Origin of the sequence: Paraburkholderia tuberum STM678, from assembly GCF_902833905.1 — a bacterium.
Classification (GTDB): domain Bacteria; phylum Pseudomonadota; class Gammaproteobacteria; order Burkholderiales; family Burkholderiaceae; genus Paraburkholderia; species Paraburkholderia tuberum.
Window position 1 is genome coordinate 61,022 of record NZ_CADFGP010000003.1, and the last position, 13,044, is coordinate 74,065.

Annotated in this window: 11 protein-coding genes; 7 read left to right on the plus strand and 4 right to left on the minus strand. The window is 60.2% G+C overall.

The annotated features are described in order from the left end of the window. Positions 1-189: 189 nt before the first annotated feature. On the minus strand, positions 190-600 hold the full coding sequence (locus tag HWY30_RS03140) for a hypothetical protein (protein WP_244144767.1): 411 nt from the start codon (positions 598-600) through the stop codon (positions 190-192). 479 nt (positions 601-1,079) lie between these two features. On the opposite strand from HWY30_RS03140, the gene HWY30_RS03145 reads away from it, so the two are divergent. Next, positions 1,080-2,102, plus strand: coding sequence for an IS30 family transposase (locus HWY30_RS03145; RefSeq protein ID WP_176078839.1), 1,023 nt, complete (start codon positions 1,080-1,082; stop codon positions 2,100-2,102). 52 nt (positions 2,103-2,154) lie between these two features. On the opposite strand, the gene HWY30_RS03150 is transcribed toward HWY30_RS03145, so the two are convergent. The 3 genes from HWY30_RS03150 to HWY30_RS03160 all read right to left on the minus strand — a co-directional run bounded on the left by HWY30_RS03150 (position 2,155) and on the right by HWY30_RS03160 (position 4,953). After that, positions 2,155-2,460 (minus strand): hypothetical protein, encoded by a 306-nt coding sequence (locus HWY30_RS03150; protein WP_167368832.1) that lies wholly within the window; start codon positions 2,458-2,460, stop codon positions 2,155-2,157. A 387-nt stretch (positions 2,461-2,847) separates the two neighbouring features. Beyond that, positions 2,848-3,948 (minus strand): sugar phosphate isomerase/epimerase family protein, encoded by a 1,101-nt coding sequence (locus tag HWY30_RS03155; protein ID WP_090812265.1) that lies wholly within the window; start codon positions 3,946-3,948, stop codon positions 2,848-2,850. A gap of 18 nt (positions 3,949-3,966) precedes the next feature. After that, complete coding sequence (locus HWY30_RS03160) at positions 3,967-4,953, minus strand: LacI family DNA-binding transcriptional regulator (RefSeq protein ID WP_090812266.1); 987 nt, start codon at positions 4,951-4,953, stop codon at positions 3,967-3,969. Positions 4,954-5,139: 186 nt separating this feature from the next. Between HWY30_RS03160 and HWY30_RS03165 the strand changes: the two genes are divergently transcribed. The 6 genes from HWY30_RS03165 to HWY30_RS03190 are packed head-to-tail and all read left to right on the plus strand — an operon-like array spanning position 5,140 to position 13,015. Continuing rightward, positions 5,140-6,285, plus strand: coding sequence for a Gfo/Idh/MocA family protein (locus HWY30_RS03165; RefSeq protein ID WP_208524302.1), 1,146 nt, complete (start codon positions 5,140-5,142; stop codon positions 6,283-6,285). After that, positions 6,282-7,304 (plus strand): Gfo/Idh/MocA family protein, encoded by a 1,023-nt coding sequence (locus HWY30_RS03170; RefSeq protein ID WP_090812267.1) that lies wholly within the window; start codon positions 6,282-6,284, stop codon positions 7,302-7,304. Before HWY30_RS03165 ends, HWY30_RS03170 begins: the two co-directional genes overlap by 4 nt. Further along, positions 7,301-9,505, plus strand: coding sequence for an oxidoreductase (locus HWY30_RS03175; protein ID WP_090812268.1), 2,205 nt, complete (start codon positions 7,301-7,303; stop codon positions 9,503-9,505). Before HWY30_RS03170 ends, HWY30_RS03175 begins: the two co-directional genes overlap by 4 nt. Before the next feature lie 27 nt (positions 9,506-9,532). Then, positions 9,533-10,387 (plus strand): sugar phosphate isomerase/epimerase family protein, encoded by an 855-nt coding sequence (locus tag HWY30_RS03180; RefSeq protein ID WP_090812605.1) that lies wholly within the window; start codon positions 9,533-9,535, stop codon positions 10,385-10,387. Further along, the gene (locus HWY30_RS03185) at positions 10,384-11,913 is read left to right on the plus strand and encodes a sugar ABC transporter ATP-binding protein (protein ID WP_090812269.1); all 1,530 of its coding nucleotides are present in this window, start codon (positions 10,384-10,386) and stop codon (positions 11,911-11,913) included. Before HWY30_RS03180 ends, HWY30_RS03185 begins: the two co-directional genes overlap by 4 nt. Before the next feature lie 13 nt (positions 11,914-11,926). Then, the gene (locus HWY30_RS03190) at positions 11,927-13,015 is read left to right on the plus strand and encodes an ABC transporter permease (protein WP_090812270.1); all 1,089 of its coding nucleotides are present in this window, start codon (positions 11,927-11,929) and stop codon (positions 13,013-13,015) included. Positions 13,016-13,044 lie beyond the last annotated feature (29 nt).

Here is a 13,044-nt window from a genome sequence, read left to right on the forward strand (position 1 = left end):
AAGCCTCGACATATAAGTAGTCCTACCTATAACGCCGATGCTCGAGTGTTCAAACGACGTTAGCGCTTCGCCTTGCGGGCATATGAACGTGGTGAGCGTGGCTTCGCGCCGCTAGAGATCACCGCTCACACCCGAGGATGTCGTCGCTTGAACTCATACGGCCCACAAACTAGTGCAGCGGCGGGAGAGTTACTCCTCCACGACGATAGGCGAGCTTTCCGTTCCTGCGAGAAAATCCCTGAGTTGCTCTTCCGAGTGAAGTACCGCATGCAGTGGTGCGCGGGCAAGTTGCGCGTCATACAGAGCTATCAGTTCTTCAAAGTCGCCGATGACGTCCGGCGTCAGACGCCACTCGCCCGTCTTACGCGCGCGCGCCAGCGTCACCTCCACAGCACACTCGGCGACCTTGAAGTGCTCGGCGGGATGCCTTCCGTAGCCCGCACGTTGCAAAAAATAAGCGAGATAGACGGCGCGCATCAGTTCGTTGATCAGGTGACTATTGGCCTGGCACTCACGACAAGCGGCCAGCGCCAGATGCAGCCTCAGGGACTGTTCGCTAGCGGACGCACGATCCATCGGTAATAACAGCGCCTTTGTCAACGGCCGGCGTCGCTGACCGGTCCGAGTCCGGTTTCGTTTGACAGACATCTACTGGAAATAGGGGTGTGGGAAGATAGCCCGATTATAGCGAGCCTGTTTGCCAGATCAGTTTCGGTGCCTACACCACCGACTTATGCGTCCAGGTATTGGAAAGGCGGTGTATCCGCGACAGGTTGTGAAAAAAGCCGTGCTCCTGGAGGTCAACAGGTCGGCAGCAGCTCAATTAATCCTGACTTCTCGCAAATCATCCCGCACTTCCGCAGACCGCCATGAATCTGTCACTGTTGCGACAAGAAATCCGTTACGGGCCACGCCTCTTGCCCCATGGGCAACCGCCCCGGCCGTGTCATCGAAGAGGTGCCGGTCGGCCAGAAGAATACCATCAGAAGGAACAAGCCGATGGACCGCTTCGGGTGCAGCCGATCGCTGCTTAGTCTCTAGTTCCAAGTGCAACACCTTGAATGAGGTAGGGTGTTGCGATGAAGAAGAACTACAAGCATTTGAGTGCGGAAGAACGCGCGGCGATCATGATCGAACATCAAAAGGGCGGCAGCATAAGAACTATTGCGGGGCTGCTGGGGCGCAGCGCTTCGACGGTGTCGCGCGAACTGGCGCGTAATTGCAGCGTGGACGCGCCGCGCTACTGTGCGACGCAGGCGGCCTCGGCCTATCGGCTGCGTCGTCGGCGCTGCGTACGGCCGCGCAAGTTGATCGAAGGCAGCGCGCTTTATCGGCATGTGCATGATCACCTGGTCTACTGGCGCTGGTCGCCGCAGCAAATCGCTGCCAAACTGCGGGCCATGTATCCAGACGACCCAAGTCAGCACGTCAGCCACGAGACGGTCTATGCTGCCATTTACACCTATGCACGTGGCTCGCTGAAACCAGCCATGATCGCAGCCTTGCGCCAAGAAAAACCGGCGCGCGGAAATCGGCGCACGACGCTTGCTGGCGGCAGCTATGTTCCCGAGGATTTGCGCATCCAATATCGCCCCGAGCAGATCGAGCAACGGCTGTTGCCGGGGCACTGGGAGGGCGACTTCATCAAGGGTGCGTTTAATCGTTCCGCCGTGGGCACGCTGGTCGAACGCAAGACGCGCTTCGTGATTCTGTGCCGCATGGATGGCTGTACGGCCAAGAATGCGCTGGAAGGCTTCTCGCGGCAAATGAAGAAGTTGCCGGCCTTTCTTCGCGAGAGCCTGACCTACGATCGGGGAACGGAAATGGCCTGCCATGTCGAGCTCTCCAGGCGGCTCAATATCGATATCTGGTTTGCTGATCCGCATGCGCCCTGGCAGCGCGGCAGCAATGAGAACACCAACGGCTTGCTGCGTCAGTTTCTGCCAAAGGGCACAGACCTTTCGACGCTCTCGCAGACCCAACTCAATGACATCGCCAAATTGCTTAACGGGCGGCCTCGCCAGACGCTCGGCTGGGACTCCCCCGAGGAAGCAATGGCTAAAGAGTTAGAGAAGGCTGGATTAGCTAATCGTTGCACTTGACTCTTGAGACTGCCCTGTCAGGCAGAGGTCGGCCAAGAGCGTCTGTCGGCATTTACGCTCCGAAGTAGTCGAGTTCGGGCGTCACGCGCTGAAGATCTGCGACCGAGCGCGTTATGCGCTCGCCTGTTGCAGATGATGCTCCATATCGTTGCACGCTCCTTAGAATTCGGCGTTTGTTCAACTCGAACGCGAGTCGCACCTGCTGTACAGTCTCATTGCGAGGGCCAAGCTCTTCGCAAACGACTTCAGATGGCAGCGCGAAGGCGCGGTATCCCCAGCCGAACCCATAGGCGGAAAACCACACCGCCGAGTCTGCGTAAAAAATGGGGGCGGCAATGACAGTACGTTGCTGATCCATCGCATTCACCTGCGTCGACGATAGGTTGACATCAAAGTGTTGCACAGCGACCTTACAAACGCGGGGTTCTGTCGACACGACGTTACCACTCCGCCGAGATGATTGCCTTGTAGCAGAGGTGTGATTTTGCGAATCGGGACTGACTCGAACGGGTCGCGTCCTTCGCATCCCCAACAGGCAGGACCAGCATTATTTACGAACTCCAACAGCACCGGCTCGAGGGGCTGGGTTGGCAGCTCGATGCGGATTGCAGTCCCGGGGAGGCCCGGCTGGGCGGAAAACTGGAGGAGTTCAGCAACCGCTCGCCATGTGCCCGACGCGCCTGGCAGCATGCGGCCAAGACCCAGTCACTCGCGGCATCGCGCCGAACGGCCGTTTGTCCGCCTCCTACGAACGATCCGTGCTACCCCACTCTGGCACTGCCAGCGTACGTGCGGATATTCCCAGCATGCTCTCGCACTCGTCGCGCGAGACGGGCACAGCGGCAAAATCGTCGAAAGAATGGCTCGCCACTGGGACAATGTGCTCGCGAATGAACCCGGCACCTTCCTTTGCTCCAGCTTCCCGATGCTTCAGTGCGCATTCCCATTCAAGAACCGCCCAGCCCGGAAAATCGTATTGCGCCATCTTGGAAAACACCGTGCGAAAATCGATCTGCCCGTCACCGAGCGAACGAAAACGACCGGCCCGGTCAACCCATCCTTGATAGCCGCCGTAAACACCTTGCCGTCCAGTCGGTCGAAACTCGGCGTCCTTGACATGGAATGCCCGAATGCGCTCGTGGTAGATGTCTATGAACTCGAGGTAGTCGAGCTGCTGAAGCAGCATATGACTCGGGTCGTACAGAATGTTTGCCCTTCGATGGCCGCCAACTGCCGAAAGGAATCGCTCGAACGTGATTCCATCAAAGAGGTCCTCTCCCGGGTGCAATTCGAAGCAGACGTCGACGCCCGCGTCGTCGAATGCATCGAGCACCGGCCGCCAACGGTGCGCCAGCTCGGAGAATGCCGCCTCTATGAGACCGTGGGGGCGTTGCGGCCAGGGATACAGGAACGGCCATGCCAAGGCGCCCGAAAACGTTACGTGCGCCGACAGCCCGAGGCGCCCGGACGCGCGAGCGGCCAACCTCAATTGGTCCGTGGCCCACTCTGCCCGGGCTGCTGGCGCGCCGCGAACCGCGGCTGGGGCGAAGCCGTCGAACAACCTGTCGTAGGCAGGATGGCTGGCGATCAATTGCCCCTGCAGATGAGTCGATAGCTCTGTAATGACGCAACCATGACTCGCGAGTATCCCCTTGACATCATCACAATAGGCCTGACTTTCCGCGGCAAGCGCCAGGTCGAAAATCCGCTCGCTCGAAGTTGGCAGCTGCAAGCCGCAAAACCCAAGAGATGCTGCCCACTGCGCGAGGTGCGGCAGCGTGTCGAACGGTGCGTCGTTGCCGATGAACTGCGCCAGAAAGATGCCGGGCCCAAGAAGTGTTTTCATGGTCTTCCAATGAGATGATCAGGCTGAGTTGCGAATCACAAGCTCGTGGTCGAGCAACGTGCCGAGCGCCGGTGTGCTCGGATCACGCATCCGTTCGAGCAGCAGATTGGCGGCATTCTCTCCCAGCCGGAACATAGGTTGAGCAATGGTGGTCAGCGCGGGCTGCACCATCGTCGCGAGCGGTATATTGTCGAAGCCGATAACAGCAACGTCCTGCGGAACGCGCAGGCCCAGTTCATGCACTGCTTGCATCGCGCCAATTGCAAGCGTGTCCGATACCGCGAAGATGGCGTCCGGTTTGATGGCGCTGGCAAGCAGCCTTTTTGCCACGCGTCTGCCGTCGTCGAACGTCAGGCCATCGGTCTTGACGATCGCCCCGTCATAAGGCGTCAGCCCGGCCTCCGACAGGGCTGTCATGTAACCGACCTTGCGCTGCCTCGCATACAGGAAGCGCTCATCGCTATTGATGAACGCGATTCGTCGGCGACCGCGTTCCACCAGATACTTGACGGCGTCGCGAGCTGCCTTCGCGTTGTCGATGCCCACATAAGGCACTGATCCTTTCGGATCGAACTCACAACAGGCAACCCACTGCAGCAGGCTGTTTTCGGACGCCAACTCCCGCTGGGTCGAAACGGGATCGAGACAGATCGCGCCGTCAGCGAGATGGGTTCTCAACATATCGAAATAGGTGCGCTCCTCCGTGAGGCTCGCACCCGTGTCGCACAGCAGCAAGTGATAGCCGTGGCGGCGTGCGACCGCGTCGATGCCCTTTACGATCTCTGCGTAAAAGGGATTGCTGAAATCCGGGACCATCGTGATCAGCAAGCGGCTTTCCGCTGTGCGCAGGTTTCTCGCCAGTCGGTTCGCTGTATAGCCTTCCTGAGAGATTATCGCTTCCACGCGCGCACGCGTAGAAGCCTTCACCGAGCGAGATCCGTTCATTACGCGCGACACCGTGGCCGTTGATACGCCGGCCTTTTTGGCAACCTCATCCATTGACATTTTTGTGCTCGCTTATGTAATCGATTGCAATTCTACGGCGCTCACGTTGATCCTGCTCTGCGTGTAAACCACGATGATGGTGCTATTGCCTGCTCCCGCTTTCGCGAATAGAGTTCTGTAAAAATGCAATCGATTACAAAAACGGCCCGGCGTCGGTGACGAACGGCCGTTCACCAGGAGACATGTGTGAGCAACATTGAGTTAGGAGTGGCGATTGCGGGCCCCGGCATGATTGGCGCCGTGCACGCCCGCGCGGTACGCATGGCGGGGGCACACCTTCGCGGCGTCGCAGCGGCAAGCCCCATCGCCGGAGTCGAGGCCGCCAGGCGCTTCGGCGCGGCACGCGGCTACGATTCCTTTGATCATCTGATTGCCGATCCGTCCGTGGACGTGGTGCATGTCTGCACGCCAAATTCGTCGCACCGAGACCTCGCTCTTGCAGCCCTCGAAGCCGGCAAACACGTGATCTGCGAAAAGCCGCTCGCGACGAAGGCCAGCGACGCCCGCCTGCTTGCCGATACCGCGCGTCGCACGGGATGTGTCGCCACGGTGCCGTTCGTCTATCGGTTTCATCCCATGGTGCGCGAGGCACGCGCCCGAGTCTCAGCGCTTGGACGCCTGCAACTCATTCACGGCAGCTATCTGCAGGACTGGCTCCTCGGCGCCGACGATACCAACTGGCGAGTCGACGCCACAGTCGGGGGCGCTTCACGCGCGTTTGCCGATATCGGCTCTCACTGGTGCGACCTCATTGAATGGGTGACAGGCGAGCGTCTGTCATCGGTCGTCGCATCGTTCGATACGACGGTGGCGCAACGCCCCGACCAGGAGCGCCAGTCTTGTGCGTCCTGCGGCACCGCTGAGGGTCATGCGGGTGGCTCGATTGCAGTGAAGACGGAAGACGTAGCCGCGGCGACGTTCAAGACCGGATCCGGAGTTCTGGTCAACGTGACGGTCAGCCAGGTCTCTGCTGGACGCAAGAACCGCTTGTGGTTCGAGATCGATGGTGCCAATGGGAGCGTGGTTTTCGATCAGGAGGATCCCGAACGCCTGTGGTTTGCGCGCGAAGGGAGAACCGAGCTGCTGGTGCGCGACCCGAACGTCGGTTCGCCAGAGCAACGACGGCTGGCGACGCTTCCCGCCGGCCATGCACAGGGATACGCGCAATGCTTCGAGGCATTCGTCGCCGACACTTACGCAACCATTCGCGGGGAACAGCGCGACGGGCTCCCGACTTTCGATGATGGTCTGCGCTCAGCGCAAATCGTCGAAGCGGTCCTGGAGTCCTCCCGCACGAACAGCTGGATATCGATTAACGGAGGACATCAATGACTAATCTTCTGCGATGGGGGGTGATGGGCGCGGCCGAAATTGGACGCACCCAGGTGATTCCCGCCCTTCAGACCTCCGCGACCGGAACCGTTGTCGCGCTTGCGAGCCGTGACGGCGCAAAGGCGCGTGAGTACGCACAGGCGCTGAACATCCCGCGTGTCGTGCCGACCTACGAGGCGTTACTCGCGGACCCGGAAGTCGACGCTATCTATCTTCCGCTGCCTAACAGCTTGCACGCCGAATGGGCGATTCGCGCGGCTCAGGCCGGCAAAGCGGTGTTGTGCGAGAAGCCGCTCGCTGTGACGGCACAATCAGCCCAGGCAATCGTTGACGCGTTCGATCGGTACGGCAGTTCGTTGATGGAAGGCTTCATGTATCGATTCCATCCGCAGCATCGGCGAGTGCGGGAACTGATAGCGGATGGCGCGGTAGGCGCGGTTCGTGAGGTCCGAGCGCACCTGTCGGTGAATCTGATGACTCCGCCGGACCCGGCCAACGTGCGCCTGCAGCCTGCGCTGGGCGGTGGGGCCCTACTGGATATGGGTTGCTACGCGGTGAACGTAGTCCGGATGATTTTCGGCGTCGAGCCCACACGGGCACAAGCGAGCTGGATCGTCGACCCGCGCTTTGATGTGGATGTCGCCGGTACCGGCATCCTCGAATTCCCGGACTGCTGCACCGCATCGGTTAGCTGGTCTTTCATCGCCGGCGGGCAGGGAAACTATACGGTCATCGGCACGGAAGGCTCAATCGAAGTGCCGCGCGCGATTCTGCCTGGAATGGGCACCCGTGCGCCCGATGCGCTGGTGGTTGTAGTGGACGCCGATGGCAAGCGCCGCGAGGAGTCGTTCGCGCCGGTGAACCAGTACAGGCTGATGGCTGAAGCCTTCGCGTCCGCGCTGTTGAACAAGCAGCCCATGCCGTTCGCTGCAAGTGACGCGGTTGCAAATATGGAAGTGCTTGATGCGCTGGCCGAGGCCGCTCGCTCAAGGTGCGCGCAAAACATCGGAGCTCGATGATTGCGGCGACGGCAGATGCGAGTCATCAGCCATTCACCGACTTCAAGCGCATGCATCACTACTTCTTGGGGTACGTCATGTCTAACGTTGTCACACCATCTACCGGTCAATCGGGTAGCTCGCCAACCGTTTCGCCCGATGCTCAACGGCTTGCACCGCTATTTGCACCGCTTGATATTCGCGGGCTCGAATTGCGCAACCGCTTCGTGTTCCAGCCGCACTTCACCGCATTGGGTAATCTCGACGGGTCTGCGTCGGATGACCTCGCGGCCTACTACGAAGAACGCGCGCGCGGCGGCGCCGCTCTGATCATCACGGAGAGTCAGGCGATCCATCCCACCGGCAAGATGTCACGGCGGTTCATCCACGCATGGGATCCGAAGGTCATTCCCAACCTGCGCAAAATCACGGCCGGCGTTCACGCGCACGGCGCCAGGATTTTCAGTCAGCTCACCCACGCAGGCCACACGTCGCTCGAGCACCCGCCGCACATCCTGTGGGCACCGACCCAGATGCCCGAGCCGTCCAGCCACTTCAGCACCAAGGCGATGGATGAGGACGATATCCGTACGGTGATTGACGGGTTCGCGATTAGCGCGCGCAACGCACGAGAAGCAGGCTTCGATGGTGTCGAAATCAAGATTGCGCATGATGGCTTGTTGCGCTCTTTCGCATCACCGTTCTTCAATAGACGCACCGACCAATATGGCGGCTCGTTCGAAAATCGCATGCGCCTGTCCATCCAGGTGCTTGAGGCTATCAAGCAGGCAGCGGGCGATGACTTCCCGGTCGGAGTCCGTCTTTGCCTCGACGAGTTCACGCCATTCGGGTATGACCTCGAGTACGGCCTGCAAATGGCACATGCGCTCGAGGCGACCGGGAACGTCGACTACTTCAATTCGGATGCCGGTTCGTTCTCCAGCTACTGGATGGAGATTCCGCCTGCGGCCGTCGCCGCCGGAGATTTTCGCAGGCTGTGCTCGGAGCTCAAGAAAAATACCAGGCTTCCGGTCGTCGCATTCGGGCGGATCAACGCCACGCAGCAAGGCCTTGACATGATTCGTGCGGGCGAGGCCGACATGCTTGGCTTCGCACGGCAACTCATCACGGATCCGGAGACGCCCAACAAGATCCAGCGCGGGCGCGGCGACCTCGTTCGCATGTGCATCTCCTGCAACGATGCATGCCTGCATCAGGTCAACCAGGAGAAAGGAATTCGATGCATCCAGAATCCGGGCGCCGGACGGGAATTGACAGTCAACGAGCGGTTTATCAAGCGGGCCGATTCAACGCGGCGGGTAGTCGTGGTCGGTGGTGGTCCGGCCGGACTGAAAGTCGCAGAGGTCGCAGCAAAACGCGGCCACACCGTCACGGTGCTCGAACGCCAGCGAGTGTTGGGCGGCCAGGTCATGCTGGCGGCCAATCAGCCTGAGCACTCGGCTATCGCCGAAGTGACATCGTATCTGGAAGCGGTGACGGCCGATCAAGGTGTCAAAGTGCGTACGGGCGTGACAGCCACTCCTGAAATGTTGCTCGAAATGGCGCCCGATGTGATCGTGATTGCTACGGGCTCTGAGCCCAACCTGCCTAATCAGTCGGACGACAACGCCGCGCAGGCTCGCGCCTTGGGACGCCAGACGCTGCCCGAAATCCCCGGTCTTGATCTCCCTTTCGTGGTGTCTTCCGACCGTGTGTTGTCGGGGGAGGTGGACGTTAGCGGAAGGGTCGTGGTGATCGACGACAACGGCCACTGGGAAGCAGCGGGCACAGCGGAATATCTCGCGGACCGGGGCTGCCATGTCGAAATCATCGCGACACATTCAGCGGTGGGGGAAGACCTCGAAAGCGGGACGCGAACTCTTTTTCATCGACGCGCCGCAATCAAGCACATCGGCATACGTACCAGCACGCTTGTGTGTGAGATCGCGCCCGGCCGTGTGCAGACCGCCAAGGTCTTCAGTTCGGGTGACGCCGTGGGTTGGGGCCAGTATCTGCTGCTGCCGGGTGACGAGGAATGGATCGAGGGTGTCGACTGGGTCGTCGCGGTGATCGGCAGACGCTCGCGTGAGGATCTGTATCTGAGTCTCAAAGCGTCGACGGATTTCAGCGGCATCCAGATCGAACGCGTGGGCGACTGCGTCGCGCCTCGACTCGTTCAAAGCACGATTGGCGAGGCGTTCGCGCTCGGTCAAACGCTCTAAGCACTTCGACATAGGAAGGAGACAATGATGAAGCTTTCATTCAATACCTGGGTTTATTCCAGTTTTCCCGTGTGGGTTCCGTCGTATCCGCTCAGCGAGACCATCGAGCGGATCGCGGCCGTCGGTTACGACGGCATCGAGATCGGCGCAGCTGCGCCGCACGCTTATCCTGACTATCTGGACACCGCGCGCCGCCGCGAGATCAAGCAGATGCTTCAGACGAACGGCATCGCGCTGTCAAGCATGCTGCCCGCGCCCGGCGGCGGCCCGGGCTTCAACGTTTCTTCGCCAATGGTCGAAGAACGGATCGCTGCGATCGATCAATACAAAAAGGTCATTCAACTGTGCGCCGAACTGGGCGGCAAGACCGTCATCTACGTTGCTGGCTGGCAAATCTACGGCACGACGCGTGGCGAGGCATGGGAGTGGAGCCGCGAAGCGCTGCGCACGCTGGCGCCGGTGGCACGAGACGTAGGGATCACACTGGTGATCGAGCCGACCTCGGCCGACAGCAATCTCGTCGATGATTGCGACGATGCGCTGCAGATGATGCGCGAAGTCGACGAGCCGAACGTCAAGCTGATGTTCGACACGTATCACGTGCTGTATCGCAACGAGGTTGCGAGCGACTATGTGTATCGGTTCGGCAAGGATCTTCACCATGTGCATTTTGCCGACTCGAACCGGCTTCCTCCAGGCGAGGGCAAAGGGGATTTCCTTTCGGTGGTGCAAGCGCTGCACGATATCAAGTACGACGGATATATCGCAATGGAGATCGGCTACGATCGGCGCGATTCCAATCCGGACGCCATCGCGCGGCGCGCCTATAAGAACGTCAAGGAATTCCTTGGCGCGATTGAACGTAACGGAAGAAGCTCATGAACGCGATCCTTCGTAGTGCTTCCGTACGTTATCGGCGAGACGTCCCCAAAGGCACACCGATCCTTGTCGCCAAAGGCATCGGCAAATCGTTTCCGGGCGTCGTGGCCCTCGACAACGTGGACTTCGAAATCCGTGCGGGCGAGGTCAATGCGCTGGTGGGCGAAAACGGTGCGGGGAAGTCCACGCTGATCAAAATGATGGCGGGCTTTCATGCACCGGACGAAGGTGAGATCCGTGTCGATGGAGAGTTGCTGACTCCAAGTCCGCAGGCTGCACATGCGGCTGGGGTGGCCACCATTCATCAGGACCACCATCTCGTACCGAACATGACGGTTGCCGAAAACATCATGCTGGGGCGCTGGCCATCGCGTTTTGGCGTTATCTCCAGGCGCGAGCAAATGGCGCGAGCAGAGGCTGTCCTGGCACGGGTCGTTCCGAACTTGTCGCCCACGACGTTGGCACGCCAATTGACGCCGGCCGAAGGACAGTTGGTCGAGATTGCCCGCGCTATCTCGGAGGATTCGCGAGTGCTGGTGATGGACGAGCCGACCACGTCGCTTTCGCCGCCGGAAATCGAGAGACTGTTTCAGGTCGTGGATGACCTGAAAGCGCAGGGACTTGGCGTCGTATTCGTCTCGCACTGGCTCGAGGAGGTGTTTCGCATCTCGGATCGTATTACGGTGCTGCGCGATGGCAGGCTTGTCAGCAGCATCCCTGCGTCCGAGCTTGACCACGCGAAAGTCATCAAGATGATGGTGGGACGCGATGTACAGCAAGTGAAGTATTCTCCCCGCCAGGCCGGCGAGGTCGTACTGCACGTGGATGGACTGAGCCGCGCGGGCGTCCTTGAAGATATCTCGTTCAGCGTTCGCGCAGGCGAGATCGTGACGCTCGCGGGACTCGTCGGTGCAGGCCGCACCGAGGTCGCGAACTGCATTGCTGGGATCGATCGATATGACGAAGGAGCCATATCCATTGATGGCAAACTTGTCGCAGCCGGCGATCCGAAGAAAGCGATCAAAGCGGGTATCGCGCTGGTGCCCGAGGATCGGCGCGAACAGGCGCTGGTGCCAAAACTCAGTGTCAGCACCAACATCACGATGCCATTGCTCGATCGCATCGCACCGAGGGGCGTGATTTCCGAGTCGCGCGAAGCCGAAATTGTGAACGAGGCAGCGCGCTCGCTTTCCATCAAGATGGCCTCCGCAAGCGTTCCCATCTCGACACTGTCAGGCGGCAACCAGCAAAAAGCCGTGATCGGCCGATGCGTCGCTCTTGGGCCGCGCCTTCTTATTCTCGACGAGCCGACCAAAGGCGTCGATGTCGGCGCAAAGGCGGAGATCAGCGAAATCATCATCCGGCTTGCATCGCAAGGCGCGGCGGTACTTCTCATCAGTTCGGAGTTACCGGAGGTGCTGGCGCTCAGTGACCGGGCGCTGGTCATGCGCTCGGGTCGGATTGCTGGGCAGTTGACGCGCGACGAGCTATCTCAGGAATCCGTGATGAACTTGGCCACTATGGGCTGAAGAGGAAATCGAAATGAATCAGGAACGCCAAACCTTAACTCAAGCGGTGCCTGTGCTGGGCCGCGGCGCGACAACCAGGCGACTCTCCCTGCTGGACGCAATCCAGGACCTGGGACTGCTCGCTGTCATCGTGATCGGCGCGGTTGTGCTCGGCTTGTTGAGCCCCGTGTTTTTCACGCGCATGAATATCGAGAATCTGCTGTACTCATCGACCATCATCGCGGTCGTGGCAATCGGTCAGGCTTTTGTCGTGCTGGTCGCCGGCATTGACCTGTCCGTCGGCGCAGTGCTCGCGCTTTCATCGGTGCTATGTGTCGGACTTCCGCTCAAGTTCGGAGTGCCGGTGGGCATGGCCGCGCTTATCTCCCTGGCGTTGGGCGCACTCGTCGGACTGGTTAATGGGTTGGCCGTAACGGCGATCCGGATTCCGGCGCTGATCGCCACGCTCGCGATGATGAGCATTGCGCGCGGTATCGCCTACATCTTTTCCGACGGTCGCAACATTGCACCGGTTCCGGATGTGTATCTCGACATCCAGGCCGCGCGCGTGTTCGGCATCCCGGTTGTCATTGTGCTGGTGCTGGCGCTATTCGTCGTCGCTCACTTCGTGCTGAGCCGAACCCGCTTCGGTCGCTCGATCTATGCGACAGGGGGCAATGCGGTCGCAGCACGGCTGGCCGGCATCCGTACCAATCGCGTGGTCGTTCTGGCGTACGTCATCTCGGGTATCGCAGCGGCGCTCGGCGGGCTCATGATCACGGCACGACTCGAAGCCGGTGCGGCAACCGCAGGGTTCGGCTATGAACTCACCGTGATCTCGGCTGTCGTGATCGGCGGCGTCAGCCTGTTCGGGGGCGAAGGAAAAATGGGCGCGGTGCTGCTGGGCGTTCTGTTGCTTGGACTCGTGCAAAACGCAATCAATCTGCTCAACGTGCCTGCCAATTACGACTACGTAGTGAGCGGCGCCGTTATCGCCATAGCGGCCTCGCTTGACGTTTATCGCCGACGGTATGTCGAAGCCGGATTGAAGAAGCGCTTGCTCGTCAACAAGAAGGCGAGCGAGCAAGAGCGGGATAACAGGCAAAACCCGGAGCATGCCTGACAGGCAGTAGATCAATCAAGGAGACAACC

Bases quoted from the DNA above. Each gene is read 5' to 3' on its own strand.
- HWY30_RS03145 (WP_176078839.1), top strand. From the start codon at position 1,080: ATGAAGAAGAACTACAAGCATTTGAGTGCGGAAGAACGCGCGGCGATC.
- HWY30_RS03150 (WP_167368832.1), bottom strand. From the start codon at position 2,460: ATGGATCAGCAACGTACTGTCATTGCCGCCCCCATTTTTTACGCAGAC.
- HWY30_RS03155 (WP_090812265.1), bottom strand. From the start codon at position 3,948: ATGAAAACACTTCTTGGGCCCGGCATCTTTCTGGCGCAGTTCATCGGC.
- HWY30_RS03160 (WP_090812266.1), bottom strand. From the start codon at position 4,953: ATGTCAATGGATGAGGTTGCCAAAAAGGCCGGCGTATCAACGGCCACG.
- HWY30_RS03170 (WP_090812267.1), top strand. From the start codon at position 6,282: ATGACTAATCTTCTGCGATGGGGGGTGATGGGCGCGGCCGAAATTGGA.
- HWY30_RS03175 (WP_090812268.1), top strand. From the start codon at position 7,301: ATGATTGCGGCGACGGCAGATGCGAGTCATCAGCCATTCACCGACTTC.
- HWY30_RS03180 (WP_090812605.1), top strand. From the start codon at position 9,533: ATGAAGCTTTCATTCAATACCTGGGTTTATTCCAGTTTTCCCGTGTGG.
- HWY30_RS03185 (WP_090812269.1), top strand. From the start codon at position 10,384: ATGAACGCGATCCTTCGTAGTGCTTCCGTACGTTATCGGCGAGACGTC.
- HWY30_RS03190 (WP_090812270.1), top strand. From the start codon at position 11,927: ATGAATCAGGAACGCCAAACCTTAACTCAAGCGGTGCCTGTGCTGGGC.